The following is a 20,426-nucleotide window of genomic DNA, read 5'->3' on the forward strand; positions in this document are numbered from 1 at the left end:
CGGACCCCCGGGCGCGATCTGCCGGAGATCGATGAGGCATCCCCAACCAGCTGAAACATTTCGTATTTCCGCCGACCGGCCGGCTCTCCATGGGGCTGCGGCGTTAACGCCGCATCCATCTTCGTTCTGCATAATTTTGCATCAAATTCAAACGACCGCGCTCACCGGCCGCTCCAGGCCATCTCGGGCTTCTTGAACACCATGATATCAGACCGATCTGGGAATGCCGCCGGGCTCGCCGGCCGTTTCACGCTTGCCACCAAGCTCTACGCGATCTTCGCGCTGTTTGCGCTGCTCACGGCGGCGATCGCGATGCTGTCCGACTACAACAGCCGCCGCAGCGCGGAGCTGACGAGCGCGATCGAGACGGCCAACGCCGCCGCGCAGAACGTCGAGCGCGTCAACTCGCTGGTCTATGCGGTCGTGATGGAATCGCGCGGCGTCTACATGTCGACCGAGCCCGCCGTGGTGAAGAAATACGGCGAGGGCCTGCTCAAGTTCAACGCGCAGATCCTCGACGTCGTGAAGCGCTGGGAGACCATCGTCAAGGCCGACGATGCCGAGCAGTTTTCCACCTTCAAGAAGCGCATCGAGCAGTTCGTCGAATTCCGCAAGGAGCTGGTGCGCCGCGGCATCGAGATCAATGCGGCCGCGGGCCGCGAATGGGGCGACAACGACGCCAATCGCAGTGTCCGCTCGGCGCTGAACAAGGACCTCGAGGCGCTCTCCAAGGTCTATGCCGAACGCGCCAGGCAAATCGCCCAGCAGACCGAGACCAATCGTACGCTGTCTTTCGTCCTGACCTGCCTCGGCGGCGTGGCGCTGGCCCTGGTCGTGATCGGCATCGTCATCATCGCCCGCTCGATCGCACGGCCCCTCTCGGCCATCACCGCGACCATCAAGCAGGTCGCAGACGGGACCGAGAACGTCGCGGTGCCCTATAGCCGCCGCGCCGACGAGATCGGCGCGCTGGCACGCGCGATCGAGGTCTTCCAGGAGGCGATGGGCCGCAACCGCAATCTCGCCTCCCAGGTCTCGCACGACTCCGCCGCGCGCGAGGAGCGCGCCCGCCATATCGAAAGATCCGTCGAGGCATTTCGCGAAGCGATCGGCGCCATCATGCGCGGCCTCAGCGACAATGCCTCCACCATGCGCGAGACCGCGCAGACCATCACGCGCGTCACTGCGGATGCGAATAGTCGCGCCGGCACGGCGGCGAACGCCACCGAGCAGGCTTCGCACAACGTCTCGGCGGTGGCGAGTGCCGCCGAGGAGCTGTCGGCCTCGGTGGAAGAGATCGGCCGCCAGGTGCGGCAATCCGCCGGCGCGGTCGAGCAGACCGGCCAGCGCACCGAGAAGTCGATCTCCGAGATCGAGAGCCTCGCCGCCGCCACGCAACGCATCGACGGCGTGCTCAACCTGATCCAGGCGATCGCCGAGCAGACCAATCTGCTCGCGCTCAACGCCACCATCGAGGCCGCTCGCGCCGGCGATGCCGGCCGCGGCTTTGCCGTCGTCGCCCATGAGGTAAAGGCGCTCGCGGGCCAGACCGCGAAGGCCACCGCCGAGATCGGCGAGAACGTCTCGATGATCCAGGCCTCCACGCGCAATGCGGTCGACGCCGTCCGCGAAATCGGCGGGGCGGTGCGCGAGATCAATGAGGTCACCTCGGCGATCGCCGGCGCCATCGGCCAGCAGGACGCCGCCACGCGCGAGATCTCCTCCAACGCGCAAAGCGCCGCGCAGGGCAACGAGACCCTGGTGGCCAACATCACCTCGCTACGCGACGCCATCGGCGAGACCGACACGGCGGCAGCCTCCGTGCTGACGGCGGCGAGCAGCCTGACGGAGACGGCGGACACGCTGTCGCGCGAGGTGGAGAAATTCTTCCAGAACCTGCGCTCGGGCGCAGCGGACAGCCGTATCGCCAGGGCCGGGTGAACGAACGGCAAGGCCTATTCTCGAAATAGTCGAAAACGAGAGCGGCCTATCGTTCCAGGCTTGATTGATCGACGAAGATGCGAACGCGGCCGACGTCCCCGACCTCGCGGTAGCGACTGAGCTCCTTTTGCAGCTCGGGATCCGAATTGGCCCAGGCCAACCAGTCAAACTCGAACGTGCTCAGCAAATAGGTATCCACGAGAATGACATTTGGGCGGCCGTTTCGCAGATCCGCCAGCAAATGCCGTCGTTCGAAATTGATGATGCTGTCCAGTTTTGCCCGCTCCTCTTCGGTCGGGTGCGAGCCGTTCTCGCGCAGTATTGCGCCGGCCGCCAAAAGCTGTGCACACGAGCTGCCCACCCAAGTGCCGCCGATCTGACGGACGAGTGGATGCCCCAGACCAATGTGGTCGGTGATCGTAAGCAGCCGCGGCTGCTTCACGACGGCCTGGACACGCTCCTGCAGCGGCGGAAACCCCGGAGCCGGTGAGGACAAATAGAGCCCGAGAGCCACAATGGTAGCGAGGCCACCGATCACGATGGGCATTCGCACCGTCTTCGTGCAAACCTGCAGCAACGGCGCCGCAATCGCAAACAGGCAAAGTGCGAAAGCCGTATATGGCCAACCCTTGCCCTGAACAAGGAAACCCGCGGCTCCGCCGATCGCTGCGCCCAGCCAAGGGATTGCACCGCTCCGCATTTCGAGCGTTTCACGGCCAAACAGCCACAGGAAGCCGATGGAAGCGCCTATCACGGCAATTGGAATGGGGAGCAGGCTGCCAAATTCCCTTCTGATCGGCAGATAGGCCTCGGCGACCATCGGGGCATAGGTGGAGAGATAGGCGGGGAAGAGGGCTACCACCACCGCCCCGTAGCCGATGACGACAGCGCCGGCCGTGCATGCCTCCGAGGTGAACAAGGGCCTTAAAGAACGCTGGCGGAGCGCGCCCAGGAGGATCGGGAGGCCTGCCACCAGAGCAAAGAAGGGCTTGATACTCATGGCCAGCCCCGCCCCCGCTCCGGCGACGATCGCGACCCATCCGGGATCGAGCCCACGCCAGCGCAGTGCGGTGATGGCGACGAACGGGGTCAGTGCGATGACCGCGATGTGTTCACGTTGTCCGAATATGGCACCCGGTAGAATTGCGAGCAGGAGCGCAAACGACCACGTTGAAATACTTCGCTCCCGGGCTCCCAGCTTTGCGGCCGCGGCTGCTCGGTCCATCATCAGAAGCGCACCGGCGATCTCGACAATCACGAGGACGATCACGATGAATTCGGGTGCAACGCCGGTCATTCGCGACAGCATTACCGCCGGCATGTACATGTAGACCGACAAAGGCGGGTTGGACTCGAAGAGGTCGATCCCAAGCTTCCGGCCATCCAGGATTTTTTCGTTTGCAGTCAGGAGCCAGCCCAAATCCGCGTTGAGAACGAGCGGGATTTGAATGACCAGCGCCGCCAGGAGGATCGCAGCCACGACAATCCAACGTCGTCTTGCGCTGAATTTGTCATCTAACAGACCCACGGCGTACCTTCTCTTTCAGAGCAGCCCGTGGAGCCTTAAGCGGACATCCGTATCCATCGGGCATCTGCGTCTTTAGCGTACGCGCCCTAAAAGAGGGTAACAGCCCTACCCCGCCATCACCCCGCCCCGCCGGATCAGTTCCTTGCCAACCGCCGCCAGATGCACCTGGTCCGGCCCGTCGCCGATGCGGATGAAGCGGGCGTAGACGTAAGCGCGGGCGAGGAACGTGTCCTGCGAGACGCCGGCCGCGCCGTGGATCTGGATGGCGCGGTCGATGACGCGGGCGGCCATGCTGGGCACCACGATCTTGGCGGCCGCGATCAGGTCGCGCGCTATCTTGTTGCCGTCACGGTCCATCTTGTCGGCGGCTTGCAGCGTGAGCAGCCGCGCCTGCGCGATCTCGCAGAAGGAGCGCGCGATGTCCTCGCGCACCGAGCCCTGCTCGGCCAGCGGCTTGCCGAAGGCTGTGCGGGAAACCGCGCGCTGGCACATCAGTTCCAGCGCACGCTGGGCGCAGCCAATCAGCCGCATGCAATGGTGGATGCGGCCGGGCCCGAGCCGACCTTGCGCAATCTCGAAGCCGCGACCCTCGCCGAGCAGGATGTTCTCGGCGGGCACACGGACGTTGTCGTAGACGATCTCGGGATGGCCGACCGGCGCGTCGTCGTAGCCGTAGGTCAGCATGTCGCGGACGATACGCACGCCGGGCGTTGCCTTCGGCACCAGGATCATGGATTGCTGGCGATGACGATCGGGATGGTCGGGCGCGGTCTTGCCCATCACGATCAGGATCTCGCAATCCTCGTTCATCGCGCCTGACGTGAACCACTTCCGTCCGTTGATGACGTAGTCGCCGCCGTCGCGCCTGATCTCGCACTGGATGTTGGTGGCATCGCTGGAGGCAACCTGCGGCTCCGTCATCGAGAAGCCGGAGCGGATGCGCCCCTCCAGGAGCGGCTTCAGCCAGCGCTCCTGCTGCGCCGGCGTGCCGTAGTTCGCCAGCACCTCCATGTTGCCGACATCAGGGGCCGAGCAGTTGAAAACCTCGGGCGCCCAGAGGATGCGGCCCATGATCTCCTTCACGGGGGCATATTCGAGATTGGTAAGGCTTGAGTTGGGAAGATCTGGGCCGTGCTCGCCCGAGAGAAACAGGTTCCAGAGCCCCTGCTCCCGCGCCAGCCGCTTCAGGTCCTGAAGCACAGGCGGCGTCTTGTAGCGCGCGGCCTCCGGCTTGACCTGCTCGTAATAGAGCTCCTCGACGGGCTCGACATGCGTCCGCATGAATTGGCGGACGCGGTCTTGGAGCTCGAGCGAACGTGGAGAGTATTGAAAGTCCATGGTGGCCTCCTCTTCCCTTCTCCCCTTGCGGGAGAAGGTGGCATAGGCGGCCTTCGGCCGCCGTCCTTGAGAACGCCGATGCTCCGCATCGGCTATGGCGCCGTATGAGGGGTATCTCTCCTTGCGTCCAAATAAGAGTTGGACCCGCGGAGACATACCCCTCACCCGGCTCGCCGCTTCGCGGCGATCCACCCTCTCAGAGGGTGCACCGTCTCTGTGGCGTTCGCCACCGCTCACGTGCCGCGCAGCAGCTCGCTTGCCACGACCCAGTCGTTGCCGTCGAACTGGAGCATGTAGCCGTCCTTGATCGGGCGGAAATCCTGCGGCGTGGTGTTGAGGGTGATGCCGGGCATCAGCAGCGACAGCGGCACGTTCTTCATGTGCGATGCCTGCGCCATGATGTTCTCGCGCGTCAGATTGTCCTTGCACTGCTTCAGCAGCACCACCAGCGCCTCGGCGACGGTGTAGCCGTAAAGGCCGGCGACGTTGTTGACGTCGGCATTGGGCAGGCGTTTCTTCATGAAATCGATATAGGCGGACATCGCCGGATCGTCCTTCGGCTGCTCGACGAAAGGCTTGAGCGCGCCGAGCGACAGCACGCCCTTGCCGGCATCGACGCCCGCCGGCACCATCACGGTCGCCTTGTTGGCGCAGCCGGAGGCGAGGAAGCGCGTCGGCTGCCAGCCGACCTCATGGGCCTTGCGGATTGCCTGCGCGCAGGCGCGCGGCGTCACCGAATAGATCATGAAGACATCGGCCTTGGTATTGGCGAGCGTCAGCACCTGGGAATCGACGGTGGGATCGGCGACCTCGAAGCTCGAGGCCATCGCGATCGCCTTGTCGGCATCGGCACCGAGCGCTTCCTTGACGCCGCGCAGATATTCCTTCCCGGCGTCGTCGTTCTGATAGAGCACCGCAAAGCGCGCATTCGGGTTCTTGGCGCGGGCATAGGCGACATCGATCGCGGCTTCGCTGGTGTAGTTCGGCGCCCAGGGCAGCGCCATCGACCAGGGCATGTTGGCGGGATCGTTCCACTTCGAGGCCGAACTGATCAAGAACAGCTGCGGCACCTTGTTGCTGTTCAGGTATTTTGCGATCGCCGAGCTCGGCGCGGTGCCCATGGTCGCGAAGATGAAGGCGACGCCCTCGCCCTCGACCAGCCGCCGCGCCGCTTCCATGGTCTTCGGCGGCGAGAACGCATCATCGAGCGAGACGAGATTGAGCTTACGTCCGTTGACACCGCCCTTCTCGTTGACCTCATCGAAATAGGCCGCGATCACCCTGCCGGTGATGCTGAGCGGAGAAGCCGGCCCGCTATAGGGCATGGTGTTGCCGATCTTGATCTCGGTGTCAGTGACGCCGGGACCGTAGGATTTTTGCGCGGCAGCGGGCGTGGACAGACAGGCGGCAGCCAGCGCTGCGGCCAAGACCAAAGCGGCTTTCATGGTTTCTCCCGGTGATCTTTCGTCCGCGCGAGGCGGTCACGCGGCGCGCTGCTTCTTGTCAGCGCGCCAGCTCAGCGGAGTTCCGCAAGATGGTCTTGCGTCGAGTTGCTGATGGCCTCTTCCACCCCTAGCGGCGCCGCTTCAAGCTGAAGCCGAGGCTGATCCAGCCGGCCCCCGCCATGATCAGGTCGATGCCGAGGAACAGGCCGAGGATGTAGACGCTGTTCACCGGCCAGCGCGCCACGATCAAGAGGCCGAGCAGCAGCGTGATGGCACCCGACAGCGCTACCCAAACCCACGGGCTTTCGCGCTTCATGCTGAAGGCGAGAAACAGCCGGACGACGCCCGAGGCGACCAGCGAGGCGCCCAGGAACAGCGTCAGCAGGACTGCCGCGAACAGCGGGTTCTCGAAGGTCAGGAAGCCCGCGATGACATAGAGCACGCCGAGCAAGGCCCAGATCAAAAACTTGCCCCAGCTCTTCATCTGAAATGCGCCGATGATCTCGGCCGCGCCGGCGACGATCATCATAGCGCCGACCACGATCACGCTCGCCACCGTCGCCATCACCACGCTGCCGAGCGCGACGAAGCCGGCGACGAGGTAGATGACACCGAGGGCGACGATCCAGCCCCATTTGGCATGTAGCGTCGCGATGCCCGAGCCAAGGCCAAGACGATGGGAGGTATCCGATGCACTTGTCATGACGCCACTCCTGCATGCGAAGCCCGGAGACACTCGCCAGGATAGCACAGGTCGATCCGGGACGACAGCCAGCAGAGCAGCCGCTGACGGCAACAACATTGACGCAAATCAAGATCGAATGCGGCGCGTCAGGCGCGCGACCGCTCCATCTCGAGCTCGGCCTTGAGGTTGTCGAGGTCGCGGTAGATCGAAGCGACCGCGAGCACCCGGCCGCCCCTGCGGTATTTCAGCAGGCAGTCCTTGCCGGGTATGCTGCCGTCGATCGCGACGTCGTCGAAGTTCTCGGCGTGACCGACATAGTTGATCGGCACGTCGTAGTGCTGGGACCAGAAGAACGGCACGGCATCGAAGCGTTCGCGCCTGCCGAGCATGTTGCGCGCCGCGGTCTGGCCCTGGCGCTCGGCCACCACCCAATGCTCGACGCGGATGGTTTGCCGGGAATGCGGATCGGGCCAGCGCGCGATGTCGCCGGCGGCGAAAATCCCGGACACGCTGGTTTCGAGATATTCGCTCACGCTCACACCGCGATCGGCGGCAAGGCCCGCCTGCTCGGCGAGCGCGAGGCGCGGCTTGACGCCGATGCCGACCACGACGAGATCGGCCTCGATCACCGCGCCGCTCTTCAGCGTCGCGCGCTTGCCATCGAGCTTTTCCACCGTATCCTTCAAGTGGAAGATCACGCCGTTCTCTTCATGCAGTGACCGGACGAAATCGCCCATCTCGGCGCCGAGCACCTTCTGCATCGGCCGCTCTTCCGGCGCGACCACATGGACTTCCAGCTTGCGCGCGCGCAAGGAAGCCGCGACCTCGAGACCAATGAAGCTCGCGCCGATCACGAGCGCGCGTTTTGCGCTGCCCGCCGCCGTGATGATGGCGCGGCTGTCGGCGACGGATCGCAAGGTGTGGACATGCGGCTGGTCGGCTCCGGGGATCTGGAGCTTCACCGGCTCGGCCCCGGTCGCAAGCAGAAGCCGGTCGAACGGCAGCCTGTCGCCATTGCCCAGCGTGACGCTGCGAGATTTGGGATCGATCGCAGAAACATTCGTGTTGAGCCTGAGATCGATACCGGCGTCCCGATAGTAATCCTCGGGCCGTAACGGCAGCCAGTCCTCCGGCGCGTTGCCGGCAAGATAGTCTTTGGAGAGGTTCGGCCGGTCGACCGGCATCGCGCCGTCACTGCTCAGCATGGTGATGGCGCCGGCAAAGCCCTCGCGTCGGAGCGTCTCGGCGGCAGCAAAGCCGGCGGCGCCGCCGCCGACGATCACGAATTTCTCCGGCGTCGGCGCGCTGCGGTGTGCTGCCGACGGTTTCGGTGCCTCGCGCTTGCGCCGAACGACGATGTTGTCCCGATCGCGCGTGACCTCCCACACCGCCAGCGCGTTCAGCGCCGGCGGGCGGGTGGCTTCGCCTGTGCGCAGGGAGAAACAGGCGTGATGCCAGGGACAGCGGATCGTGTCGCCGACCACCAGGCCCTCGGCGAGCGGGCCGTGGTAGTGGCTGCAGGCCGGCTCGATCGCAAAGATCTCGCTGCCGGCCTGCACCAGCAGGACGTCTTCCTCGCCGACATGGCCGAGCAATTTGCCGTCCTTGAAATCGGCAGGCGACACGCCCCTGGTCAGATCGGGTCCGCTCGGCTTGTTGTCCTCGGTCATGGCACCGTCTCCTTGGCTCGCGCCGCGTGGCTCACGTGTCCGAATTGGCTAACCCCAACAACTCCTGTCGTGTCAGCGCATTGTCACGGAACACCCCCAGCATGCGACTGGTGACGAGATCGGTCCCGGGCTTGTACGCGCCGCGCGTGGTCATGCAGTGATGCGTCGCCTTGATGATGACGCCGACGCCTTGAGGCTCCAGCACATCGTTGATGGTGTTGGCGATCTGCGCAGTCATCTTCTCCTGGATCTGGAGGCGCTTGGCATAGATGTCCACGACCCGCGCCAGCTTGGAGATGCCGACCACGCGCCCTTGCGGGATATAGGCGACCCAGGCGCGACCGACGATCGGCGCAATATGGTGCTCGCAATGGCTTTCGAAGCGAACCCCGCGCAGGACGATCATCTCGTCATAGCCTTCGATCTCCTCGAAGGTCTTTTGCAGGATTTCGGTCGGATCCAGCGCATAGCCGGAAAAATATTCTTCGAAGGCACGCGTAACCCGATCCGGCGTGTCGCGCAGACCATCGCGCGCGGGATCATCGCCCGCCCAGCGGATCATGGTCCGGACCGCCTGCTCGACCTCCGCCCGATCAGGCCGTTCGCTTGGCCTCTGCGCCACCGCGACACGTTCCAGCTTGCGCACTTGTGACTTCATCTAGATCCTCCCTGCAACGAGCCGCAGCACGGACGCGGCCCCACAGCTTGGACGGCTGCAATCGCAAAAGGTTCCCAGGATCAGGAAAAATCGGAAGGACGACAGACAAGCCAGCCGCGAGACCAGAAACGGGCTCTATGAGGCCGCTATCCGGACGTCGAGCACGGCCTGCGCCCATTCGGCCGGCCGCTCCTGCGGCAGATTATGACCGGCATCGGTGAAGACGCGGCGCTCGAAAAATCCCTCGAACTTGCGGGCGTGATGGGCAGTGCCGGGATTGATGCCGTCGCTATCGCCGTCGATCGCAATGGTCGGGACGCGGATCTGCGGCTGGCCCGCAAGCTTCGCCTCGATTGCCGCATAGGCCGGATCGCCTTCCACCAGCGCGTAGCGGTGGCGATAGGAGTGGATCACGACGTCGACGAAATCGGGATTGTCGAACGCCGCGGCGCTCTTCTCGAACGTGGCGTCGTCGAACGTCCATTTCGGTGACCACATCGACCAGAGCTGACGCGCAAAGCCGCGCCGGTTGCGCTCCAGCGCGCGGCGGCCACGCTCGTTGTGGAACAGATATTGATACCAGAGCGCAGCCTCCTCCGGCGGCGAGGCCGGCTCCATCGCACGGGCGATGTTCTGGATGTTGTAGGAATTGCCGGAGACGAGGGCGATCACGCGCTCCGGATAGAGCGCTGATACCACGCAGGCGGCGCGTCCGCCCCAGTCATAGCCGCCGACGACCGCGCGCTTGATGCCAAGTGCGTCCATGAAGGCCAGCAGATCGGCGCCAAGCGCCGCCTGCTCGCCGGAGCGTAGCGTCTCGGCCGCACGAAACCGCGTCGGTCCGTAGCCGCGCAGCCAGGGCACCAGCACCCGTGCGCCGGCTTGTGCAATGATCGGTGCGGTCTCGGCGTAGGCGTTCACATCGTAGGGAAAGCCGTGGCCCATGATGCAGGGCCAGCCATCGGGCGAGCCGTAGTCGAGATAGGCGATGTCGAGGACATCGGTGGTGATGGTTTTTTGTTGCATGATTTGCTCACCGATTGACGCGATGTCGTAGCCACTATGGAGCGCAGCGGAATACGGGATTCGTGGACGCAGGCATCCCGCATTCCGCTTCGCTCCATGCGGGTTACAAGAGACGATGAGCCGATCTATCTCTGCGGACCGGACAGCGAGATGTCGCGTTCGGCGCGGAACACGTTGCTATAGAGATTGGCGATCCACTGCCGGCCGATCTCGGTCTTGTTGAGATAGCCGATCTCGGTCTGGATATGCGGTGCGACGCTGTTCCAGTAGAACTGCGGATAGCGGTTGACGATGTCGGCGGGCGAGTCGTAGCCGAGCTGGCGGTTGATGCCGACCTCTTCGAACTCGTAATAGAGCGCGTTGGCCTTGCGCAGATAGTTGGGATCGCCGAGCTGGCCGATGAAATCGGCGGCGCGCAGGATCGAGGCTTCGTCGTCGTACTCCTGGCCCTCGCGGGCCGGAAAGCGCGTGCCCTCGATGGCGCGGGCGATGCGGTCAGGGTCGACTCCGGGAATATGTCGCAGCCGGCGCGTCACATAAAGCTTCGACCGATCGACGTGATACATCATCAAGCTGGCGTCAGATGCACCGCGCGGCAGGGAGATCTTGGTGTCGGCCGCATCGATCACGAATCCGTCGCCGTCATCCTCCTCGAACAGGCCTCGCACATAGCCGATGTCGTGGGCGAGGCAGGCGACCAGGACATGGACGTAATCTTCGGCCGACAGGTGGGTATGAAGACTTCGGCCGCTGAGGATCGCCTGGGCTGCCAGCGTCACCAGCATCGTATGCTCGATATTGTGGTAGAGCGCATCGCTGTTGCCGATGCATTCCATCGCGGTGCGAGTGGCGCTCTCGACGATACTGGCAGACGTCTCATCGTACCGGCGGCGCATGAACCTACCGAGCAACTTCTCCAGGGTCTCGGCCGCCAGTCGCGGTAACGTCATCATGGATGCAGCCCCGTCTGTCGATGGTATTCCACGCCAACTCCCGACGTTTCTTGTCCTCGGCGCACCAGTCAGCATAGCCCATCTTGGGCCGAGGGACCAAATCCCGGAACGAGAACGCGAAAATATATTGCAGTTGCGCTCCGCCATATCGCGGTTGCAGCGATGGGGCGACACATCCTAAAGGGGCCAGCGTCCAGACAAGATTGAGGTCATTCGACCGGCAGCACGTCGACGGCGACGCCGAGCTTCTGTTTCGGCGAGCCGACGATGACGCCATCGACAGGCGAGACGTCGGAAAAGTCGCGTCCGACCGCGAGCACGATGTGGTCGTTGGCGATCAGGAGATCGTTGGTCGGATCGAAATCGACCCAGCCGAGCTCAGCCCCGCACCACAGCGACACCCAGGCGTGGGTGGCGTCCGCCCCTTGCAGGCGCGGCTGGCCCGGCGGCGGAGTGGTACGTAAGTAGCCGCTGACATAAGCCGCGGGCAGACCGAGCCCGCGCAGCCCCGCGATCATCACATGGGCAAAATCCTGGCAAACGCCGTGACGCTTATCGAAGACCTCGCCGAGCGGCGTCGAAATTACCGTCGCCTTGGGATCGTAGCGAAATTCGCTGCGGATGCGATGCATGAGATCAACTGCGCCTTTGAGGATGCCCGCGCCGGGCGCAAAGCTCACCGCCGCATAGGCGCCGACCGGACGCAGCACCGGCACCAGCGGGCTCGCGAAGACATAGCCGACCGGCGAGGATGGCCCGAGGCTCGTCGCCTCGAAGGCAACGTCGCGAATGGTCTCCCAGGGAGGGCTAGCGGCATCGCGCGCCGGCGGCTGTCGCGAGACGGACACACGCGAACGTGAATCGATCCTTAAGTTGCGGTGCGCAGTTTCGATCACCACGCTCTCGGTGAGCGTGCCGAAGAAATCGCGGCGGACATTGCGCTCGGCCGGACGCGGTCGGATCTCGACGCTGTGCGAGATCAGCTCCTGGCCATTGCCGCTTCTCGGCTCCAGCCGCAGCGTGCAGCGGGCGAAGCTGACCGGATTCTCATATTCGTAAGTCGTGACGTGACGGATGTCGTAGATCACGCCAGCCCCGTCAGCTTTTCCGGCCGGCTGGCATTGGGGCCATGCGGGAAGTAATGCTGCCCGAACGCCTCGGCGAGGCTGAGCAGATCCTGCTCCAGCGCAAACAGCATCTTGACCTCGAGCTTCTCGGCCTCCGCGGTCGCAAGCATGGCCTGCATCGCGACCGCAAGCCGCTGCGGCTGCTCGATCAGGCCGTGCTCCTTCAGGCTTGGCAGCGCGGCGATGTGCTCGTTCAGCGCCGCCACATGGAACGCCACCGAACGCGGATTGTAGGGATCGAGCACGGCGAGGTCGCGCACCGGGGCCAGGATCGGCGCCAGCAGATAGCGCGAGCGATAGGTGATCTGGCAATCCACCAGCGTCAGCAGGATATCGAGATCCTCGTCGCCGGCCTCGTCATAGGCGAATTGGCGCGTGAAGCGCGTGGTGTTGATGGCGCGCTCGACGCGGCGGCCGACGTCGAGGAAGCGCCAGCCGGCGGCGCGGTTCATGTTCTCCTGCGCGAGGCCTGCAAAGCTCGCAAGCTCCTGCAAGGTCAGCTCGGCGGCGCTCAAGACGCTGTCGTCGTCCTCGACCTCGTAGGCGAGACGCTCGGTCATCTCGGTGATGACCTGCCAGGCATCGGGCGACAGGCGCTCGCGCAAGGAGGTCGCGGTGCGCTGCGCCGCGCGGACCAGCGACAGTGCCGAGCCGAGACCCTCCGGGCTCTGCAACGCTTCGGCGACGATAGGTCCGGGCGCCGCGCGCGAGGTCTGCGAGATCGCGCCCCAGGCCACCAGCAGGCGCTGGATGCGTTCGGACGATTGCAGCGAGGCCGCGGTGCCCTTGTTGGGCCCGCTCGGCGAGCCCAGCGCGCGCACCAGGCGCAGGGTCGCCTCGGCGCGTTCCAGATAACGGCCGAGCCAGAACAGATTGTCGGCGGCGCGGCTCGGCAGCACGCCGGCGATGCGGCGGATGCGCACCTTGTCGATCGCCGGCAGCAGTGTCGCTGTCGGGACCTGCTTGTCCGAGACGACCCAGACGTCGGCGGCGCGGGCGCCGTCGCCCATCGACACCGCGCGCGCATCGGGCTGCTCGGCGATCCGGCAGAAGCCGCCTGGCATGATCACCCAGCCATCGGGCGTGGCGGCGGCGAACACGCGCAGCACGAAGGGCCGCGGCGTGAGCTGCCCGTGCTCCCACACCGGCATCGTCGAAAGCCGCACCACCTCCTGGCCGACATAGTCCATGCCGCGCGCGATGATGGCATCGACCAGGCGTTGGCGGTCGCTTGCATCCAACTCGCTCGCGAGCACCGGCCCCGTGCTGTCGAAGCCGGGAACGCCGCGCCGGTAGGCGCCCTCGATCGCAACCTCGTCGAGCCGCGCCAGCACCTCATCGCGCGCCGCGCGCTGGCCGCACCACCAGGTGGCGATGTGCGGCATCTTCAGCTCCTCGCCGAGCAGGCGGCGGCTCAGCGCCGGCAGGAAGCCGAGCAGCGCCCGCGCTTCCGGCACGCCCGAGCCCGGCATGTTGGCGACGACGACGCCGTCCTTGCGCAGCACGTCGATCAGGCCGGGAACTCCTAACCGCGAGGAGGCATCAAGCTCGAGCGGATCGAGCGAGTTGGAATCGACGCGGCGGAGCAGCACGTCGAGCCGCTTCAGGCCTGCGACGGTGCGGATGTGGATACGGCCGTCGCTGACGGCGAGATCGTCGCCTTCGACCAGGAGGAAGCCGAGATAGCGCGCCAGCGTCGCGTGCTCGAAATAGGTCTCGCTGAAACTGCCCGGGGTGAGCACGCCGATGCGAGGCTCGTCGCGGTCGGCCCGCGCGCGCAAGCTGTCGCGAAACGCCTCGAAGAACGGCGCGACGCGCGGCACGTTCATCGACTTGTAGAGGTCGGAGAAGGCGCGCGAGAGCACCAGGCGGTTCTCCAGCGCGTAGCCCGCGCCCGAGGGCGCCTGGGTGCGGTCGCCGAGCACCCACCAGCGTCCATCTGGCCCGCGGCCGACATCGGCGGCGTAGATCGACAGATAACGCCCGCCCGGCGGCGGCACGCCGCAGACCGGACGAAGATATTCGGGACTGCCGGCGATCGCGGCCGCCGGCAGCGCGCCCTCGGCGACGAGACGGCCCTCGCCATAGATGTCGCGCAGCACGAGCTCGAGCAGCTCGGCGCGCTGGATGATGCCGGCGGACAGCTGCTGCCAGTCGGCTTCGTCGATCAAGAGCGGCAGATGGCTGATCGACCACGGCCGGTCGGCGCTGTCGCCGGGCGCACGATAGGTGACGCCGGCCTCGCGGAGATGGCGGTCGGCCATGCCGAAGCGACGCTCGACCTCGTCCGGCGCGAGCGCGCCGAAGGCGTCGAAGAAGCGGCTCCAGACCGCGCGCGGGGCGCCGTCCGGTCCCAAGAACTCGTCGGGAATGCCGGGCAGGCGGCTATAGTCGCGGACCCATTGCGCCAGGCGGCGCTGGCCGTCACGCTGACCTTGCGCCCTGCCCGCCTGGTCGTCCTGTTCGGCTGCGCCCTCGCCCATGCGCCTCTCCCTGCCCCACCATCATACTCATTGCAGGAGCGGGGTCCGCAAGTCGAGGGTCAGCGGAAACTCATTTGTGCGTTCCTCCGGCGGCGGCTGGACCGGGCCCGGCGTATGGCCGTGGTCCTGGAAGCGCGCCAGCCGCCGCGCCTCGGCCTCATAGGTGTTGACCGGCTTGGTGTCGTAGTTGCGCCCGCCGGGATGGGCGACGTGATAGACGCAGCCGCCGAGCGAGCGGCCGTTCCAGGTGTCGATCAGGTCGAAGGTCAGGGGTGCGTGGACCGGAATGGTCGGGTGCAGGCCGGAGGCCGGCTGCCAGGCCTTGAAGCGGACGCCGGCCACGGCTTCAGTCGAGCGGCCGGTCGATGTCATCGGCAGCCGGCGGCCGTTGCAGGTGACGATGTGGCGGCCCTCGATGAATCCCTCGGCCTTGACCTGAAGCCGCTCGACCGACGAGTCCACATAGCGCACCGTGCCGCCGGCCGAGCCCTCCTCGCCGAGCACGTGCCAGGGCTCCAGCGCCTGCCGCAACTCCAGCGTGACGCCGCCATGATGGACGCGGCCGAAGGCGGGGAAGCGGAATTCGAGCTGGGCCAGATACCATTCCGGCTCGAAGGGATAACCGAACTGCTTCAGCTCGGTGAGCACGTCCTGAAAATCCTCCCAGATGAAATGCGGCAGCATGAAGCGGTCATGCAGCGCGGTGCCCCAGCGCACGAACTTGCCGGCCTGCGGCTCGCGCCAGAATTTTGCGATCAGCGCGCGGATCAGGAGCTGCTGCGCCAGCGACATGCGCGGATCGGGCGGCATTTCGAGCGCGCGGAATTCGACGAGGCCGAGGCGGCCGGTGGGGCCTTCCGGCGAATAGAGCTTGTCGATGCAGATCTCGGCGCGGTGGGTGTTGCCGGTGATGTCGACGAGCAGATGCCGGAACAGCCGGTCCACCAGCCACAGCGGCGTCTGGGTGCCCGGCGGCGGTACATGCGAGAGCGCGATCTCGAGCTCGTAGATGCTGTCGTGCCTGGCTTCGTCGATGCGCGGCGCCTGGCTGGTCGGGCCGATGAACAGGCCGGAGAAGAAATAGGACAGCGCCGGATGGCGTTGCCAATACAGCACGAGGCTCTTCAAGAGATCGGGCCGCCGCAGGAACGGCGAATCCTGCGGTGAGGAGCCGCCGACCACGACGTGATTGCCGCCGCCGGTGCCGGTGTGGCGGCCGTCGACCAGGAAGCGGTTGGCGCCCAGCCGCACCTTCGCAGCATCGTCGTAGAGACCGGTGGTGATCTCGACCGCATCGCGCCAGCTCTTCGCCGGCTGGATGTTGATCTCGACGACACCGGGATCTGGCGTCACCTTGATCACCTCGATGCGCGGATCGAATGGCGGCGGGTAGCCTTCGACATGGACCTGGAGCTGCATCTCCTCGGCGGTGTCTTCCAGCGCCGAGATCAATTCGAGATAGTCTTCGATGCGCTCGACCGGCGGCATGAAGGCGCAGAGCACACCGTCGCGGATTTCCACGGCCATCGCGGTACGCACGGGAATCGCCGTGTTGAGATGCTCGGGGGCGGTCCGCGGCGGCGATGGCGGTCGCGCCATGCGGGTGAACACGGGAAGCCTGCCACGCGGCTCCATCGGGTCCTGCTCGACGATGTAAGGATATTGGTTCGGCGGGACGTGACCGAGCGAGCCCATCGGCAGGCGCAGGCCCAAAGGTGAATCGCCCGGTGACAGGAACAGGTGATTGCGCCGGAGCGGCCAGCGCTCGCTGCGCCAGCGCGGCGGCGCATTCCAACGCTGGATCGGCAGCACGAAGCCGCGCGGCGTGGTAAGGCCTTGGTCGAACACGCGCGCCATCCGCGCGCGCGCTTCGGGATCGGACAATTTGGAATCGGTGGGGTCGACGTTGATTGGAAGCTCGGCTTCCTTCTGCAGCCAATAGGCGGGGTCCTCATAGGCCGGCATGATGTAGCCGAGATCGAGCCCGAGCCGCGCCGCCGTTCCTTCCATGAAAGCTTCGGCGTCCTTGATCTCCGGCCGCCGCGGGTTCGCGATCTTCGCGATAAGATCGGCGTTCTTCCAGATCGGCACGCCGTCCTTGCGCCAGTACAGACCAAAGGCCCAGCGCGGCAGGCTCTCGCCCGGATACCATTTGCCCTGGCCGTAATGCAGCAGCCCGCGCGGCGCAAAGCGCGTGCGCAGGCGGCGGATCAAATCGTCGGCGAGCACGCGCTTGGTGGGGCCGACGGCTTCCGTATTCCACTCGCCTGCCTCGAGATCGTCTACCGAGACGAAGGTCGGCTCGCCGCCCATGGTGAGCCGCACATCCTGCGCGGCGAGGTCGCCGTCGACCTGCTCGCCGAGATCGTTGAGCCGCGCCCAGGCTTCGTCGGAGAACGGCTTCGTGATGCGTGGCGCCTCGCGGATGCGCTTCACGCTCATGTCGAAGGCGAATTCGACCTCGGCAAAGCCGGCGCCGCCGGAGATCGGCGCCGCCGAGCGATAGTGCGGCGTCGCCGCAACCGGGATGTGCCCCTCGCCTGCGAGCATGCCGGAGGTCGCGTCTAAACCGATCCAGCCCGCGCCCGGCAGGTAAACCTCGGCCCAGGCGTGCAGATCGGTGAAGTCGTTCTCCACCTCCGGCGGTCCCTCGATCGGATCGATGTCGGGACGGATCTGAATGAGATAGCCGGAGACGAAGCGCGCGGCGAGCCCGAGATGGCGGAGCGTCTGGATCAACAGCCAGGCGGAGTCGCGGCACGAGCCGGCGCCGGAGGCGAGCGTCTCCTCCGGCGTCTGCACACCGGGCTCCATGCGGATGATGTAGCGGATCTTCTTCTGCAGCTCGCGATTGAGCTCGACCAGGAAGTTGACGGTGTTCGGCGCTTCGTGCGGGATCGTATCGAGATATTTCGCAAACAGGCGATCGGGTTTGATGGTCTCGAGATACGGCGCAAGCTCCGTCTTCAGGTCCTTCGGATAGTCGAACGGAAAACTGTCGGCATAGGGCTCGACGAAGAAGTCGAACGGATTGACCACGGTCATCTGCGTCGTGAAATCGACCTCGAATTTCAGCTCGGTCGTCTTCTCCGGAAAGACATAGCGGGCGAGCCAATTGCCTTGCGGGTCCTGCTGCCAGTTCACGAAATGATTGGATGGCGTGACCTTGAGCGAATAGCTCAGGATCGGCGTGCGCGTATGCGGCGCCGGGCGCAGGCGGATGGTCTGCGGGCCGAGATCGATCGGGCGGTCGTATTTGTAGTGCGTGACGTGGTGTAATGCGAGGTAGATCGACACGGGGTGCGGTGCTCCAGCAGCTTTTTTGAGCAGAACACCTGATGTCAATGCGATCAAGCACTAACAACGGGCAGACCGTGCCTAGGTAAGGTGCGGAGCGAGTGTTTGTGGGGCGCTATTCGGTACGCCGGCGGCGCCTTCCCTTCTCCCCTTGTGGGAGAAGGTGGCGCGAAGCGCCGGATGAGGGGTATGTCTCCGCTCGCAAGGCCGTTCGTGAGGATAGAAACCCCTCACCCGTCTCGCCGCTTTGCGGCGAGCCACCCTCTCCCACAAGGGGAGAGGGAAAGAGAGCACGTCCTCTTCGAAAATCCCTACGCCGCCGACGTCAGCCGCTGCAGGAACTGCGTCACCTCGCGCCGGAGCGTCTCGACCTCGCCATGGACGCGTTCGGAGGCGCTGTTGACGCGGCTCGCGACGCGGCCGGTGTCGGCGGCGGCTTCGTTGATGCCGGTCACGTTGGAGGACACTTGCGTCGTGCTGGACGAGGCCTCCTGGACGTTGCGAGCGATCTCGCGCGTCGCGGCCCCCTGCTGCTCGATCGAAGCCGCAATGCTGGCGGTGATCCCGTCGATCTCTGCGATGGTTTGCGCAATCGCCTCGACCGCCGCGACCGAGTTGGTCGTCGATTGCTGCATCTCGCCGACCTTGGCGCTGATCTCCTCGGTCGCCCTCGCAGTCTGGTTGGCGAGGCTTTTCACCTCGGACGCCACCACAGCGAAGCCGCGGCCGGCTTCGCCCGCCCGCGCCGCCTCGATCGTGGCGTTGAGCGCCAAGAGGTTGGTCTGCTCGGCGATCTCGCTGATCAGCTTGACGACGTCGCCGATCCGCAGCGCCGCGTCAGCGAGCGTGCGGATCTCGCTGCCGGCGCGATTGGCTTCGTTCACTGCCCGCCCCGTGCTCGTGGTCGAGCCGGCCACCTGGCGGCTGATCTCGGCGATCGAGGACGCGAGTTGTTCCGCCGCGCTCGCCACCGTCGCAACGTTGTTCGAGGCTTGATCGGACGCGCTGCGCATCCCGGACGTCTGGCGGCTGGTCGTCTCGGCCGCCGCGGCCATCTGGCCGGCGTCGGCTTCGAGATCGGTCGCGGCGCTCATCAGGCCGCCGGCGACCTGGTCGAGATGCGTGCCGAACTGCTTTGCGAGCTCTGAGATCTCTACGACGCGGCGGCCGAGGCTGTCGGTGCCGGAATTGATCACGGAAGCCGAACGGCGGAACGAGCCGGGCAATCCGCGCGCCAGGATCTTGCGGAAATGCTTGCCGCGGCTCGCATAGTCCATCGACGCCGAAGCTTCGCGGACGAAGGCATCGGTGACGTCGAGCATGTCGTTGACCGATTTCTGAATCATTGCGATGCGGCCGGATTGCCGATCGCCGAACGCGCGCGCTTCGAGGTCGCCGTGGGCGGCCTTGCGGCACACCTCCGCGACCTCTTCGATCGCAGTCAGCGAGCCGCGCTGGTTCCAGAGCGTGTAGCCGAGCAGCAGCACGATCGCGCCGAGCAGCGCAGCGGCCGGAGCAGCGGTCAATGCGCCCGCAATCGACAACGTGAGGGCAACGACGGCGAGCAGGCAGGCAAGGCCAGCAGCGGCTTGCGCCTTAGAGAGAGAGCACAAATTCATCGTAGGCGACACCGTTTTGCTTGAGCAGGCCGACCATCATCTCGAAGCTCGCGCGCATGCCGTTCTTGGCATTGGCGTGGCGCGCCTCTTCGGCGCATAGCGCCTTGTAGATCGGCTTGATGCGCTCGATCTGCGCAGGATCGGGTTTGCGGCGGTTGGAGTGGTAGCCGATGATATTGCCGCGATCGTCCAGCGTCGGGGTGACGTGAGCAAACACCCAATAATGGCTGCCGTCTTTGGCGAGATTGACGACGTAGGCGAAGATTTCCTGCTTGGCCTCGAGTGTATCCCACAACAGCTTGAAGACGCAGCGCGGCATGTCGGGGTGGCGGATCAGGCTATGGGGAGCGCCCATCAGCTCGGCATAGCTGTACTTCGCCATGCGGATGAAAACGTCGTTGGCGTAGGTGATGCGGCCCTTGAGATCAGTCTTCGATACGATCAGCTCCTCCTCCCCGAGGAGATTTTCCACGCCGGTCGGCCGTATCGCACGCGTCATCGTTGACGAATCCTCACGAAGGGCGAATGCCCCGAGTGAGTGGAGCTCGCATCTCTCCAGAACTACGGCGAGAGATGTTAATCAGGCGTGACCACGGGAACCCGCGCGATCACTTGACGCCTCCGTATCATTACCTAGGTGCGTCGCCGTGCAGTGT

General features: G+C 65.3%; 14 protein-coding genes. 1 reads left to right on the forward strand and 13 read right to left on the reverse strand.

The genetic code is table 11. The annotated features are described in order from the left end of the window. Positions 1-201 precede the first annotated feature (201 nt). Complete coding sequence (locus AAE027_RS00840; protein WP_370985207.1) at positions 202-1,941, forward strand: methyl-accepting chemotaxis protein; 1,740 nt, start codon at positions 202-204, stop codon at positions 1,939-1,941. Between the two features lie 46 nt (positions 1,942-1,987). Here the strand turns inward: AAE027_RS00840 and AAE027_RS00845 are convergent, their stop codons facing one another. The 13 genes from AAE027_RS00845 to AAE027_RS00905 all read right to left on the reverse strand — a co-directional run bounded on the left by AAE027_RS00845 (position 1,988) and on the right by AAE027_RS00905 (position 20,269). Then, entirely contained in the window at positions 1,988-3,421 is a 1,434-nt protein-coding gene (locus AAE027_RS00845; protein ID WP_370985206.1) for a hypothetical protein, read from the reverse strand. Positions 3,422-3,574: 153 nt separating this feature from the next. Then, positions 3,575-4,807, reverse strand: a complete 1,233-nt coding sequence (locus AAE027_RS00850) for an acyl-CoA dehydrogenase family protein (RefSeq protein ID WP_091897458.1) — start codon at positions 4,805-4,807, stop codon at positions 3,575-3,577. 233 nt (positions 4,808-5,040) lie between these two features. Further along, entirely contained in the window at positions 5,041-6,252 is a 1,212-nt protein-coding gene (locus AAE027_RS00855) for an ABC transporter substrate-binding protein (RefSeq protein ID WP_370985205.1), read from the reverse strand. 127 nt (positions 6,253-6,379) lie between these two features. Further along, entirely contained in the window at positions 6,380-6,955 is a 576-nt protein-coding gene (locus AAE027_RS00860; protein ID WP_370985204.1) for an HdeD family acid-resistance protein, read from the reverse strand. A gap of 128 nt (positions 6,956-7,083) precedes the next feature. Beyond that, the gene (locus tag AAE027_RS00865; protein ID WP_370985203.1) at positions 7,084-8,607 is read right to left on the reverse strand and encodes an FAD-dependent oxidoreductase; all 1,524 of its coding nucleotides are present in this window, start codon (positions 8,605-8,607) and stop codon (positions 7,084-7,086) included. 31 nt (positions 8,608-8,638) lie between these two features. After that, on the reverse strand, positions 8,639-9,265 hold the full coding sequence (folE, locus tag AAE027_RS00870; RefSeq protein WP_370985202.1) for a GTP cyclohydrolase I FolE: 627 nt from the start codon (positions 9,263-9,265) through the stop codon (positions 8,639-8,641). Positions 9,266-9,400: 135 nt separating this feature from the next. Continuing rightward, positions 9,401-10,291, reverse strand: coding sequence for an alpha/beta fold hydrolase (locus AAE027_RS00875; protein WP_370985201.1), 891 nt, complete (start codon positions 10,289-10,291; stop codon positions 9,401-9,403). Positions 10,292-10,416: 125 nt separating this feature from the next. Beyond that, positions 10,417-11,244, reverse strand: coding sequence for an HD domain-containing protein (locus tag AAE027_RS00880; RefSeq protein ID WP_130211834.1), 828 nt, complete (start codon positions 11,242-11,244; stop codon positions 10,417-10,419). Between the two features lie 209 nt (positions 11,245-11,453). After that, the gene (locus AAE027_RS00885; RefSeq protein WP_370985199.1) at positions 11,454-12,332 is read right to left on the reverse strand and encodes a transglutaminase family protein; all 879 of its coding nucleotides are present in this window, start codon (positions 12,330-12,332) and stop codon (positions 11,454-11,456) included. Continuing rightward, positions 12,329-14,854, reverse strand: coding sequence for a circularly permuted type 2 ATP-grasp protein (locus AAE027_RS00890; protein WP_370985198.1), 2,526 nt, complete (start codon positions 14,852-14,854; stop codon positions 12,329-12,331). Before AAE027_RS00890 ends, AAE027_RS00885 begins: the two co-directional genes overlap by 4 nt. A gap of 27 nt (positions 14,855-14,881) precedes the next feature. Then, the gene (locus AAE027_RS00895; protein ID WP_370985197.1) at positions 14,882-18,151 is read right to left on the reverse strand and encodes a transglutaminase family protein; all 3,270 of its coding nucleotides are present in this window, start codon (positions 18,149-18,151) and stop codon (positions 14,882-14,884) included. A gap of 311 nt (positions 18,152-18,462) precedes the next feature. Next, the gene (locus AAE027_RS00900; RefSeq protein WP_370985196.1) at positions 18,463-19,770 is read right to left on the reverse strand and encodes a methyl-accepting chemotaxis protein; all 1,308 of its coding nucleotides are present in this window, start codon (positions 19,768-19,770) and stop codon (positions 18,463-18,465) included. Beyond that, on the reverse strand, positions 19,748-20,269 hold the full coding sequence (locus AAE027_RS00905) for a PAS domain-containing protein (RefSeq protein WP_370985195.1): 522 nt from the start codon (positions 20,267-20,269) through the stop codon (positions 19,748-19,750). Before AAE027_RS00905 ends, AAE027_RS00900 begins: the two co-directional genes overlap by 23 nt. Between the last annotated feature and the right edge of the window lie 157 nt (positions 20,270-20,426).

The organism is Bradyrhizobium sp. DN3 (genome assembly GCF_041357655.1).
Lineage (GTDB): Bacteria > Pseudomonadota > Alphaproteobacteria > Rhizobiales > Xanthobacteraceae > Bradyrhizobium.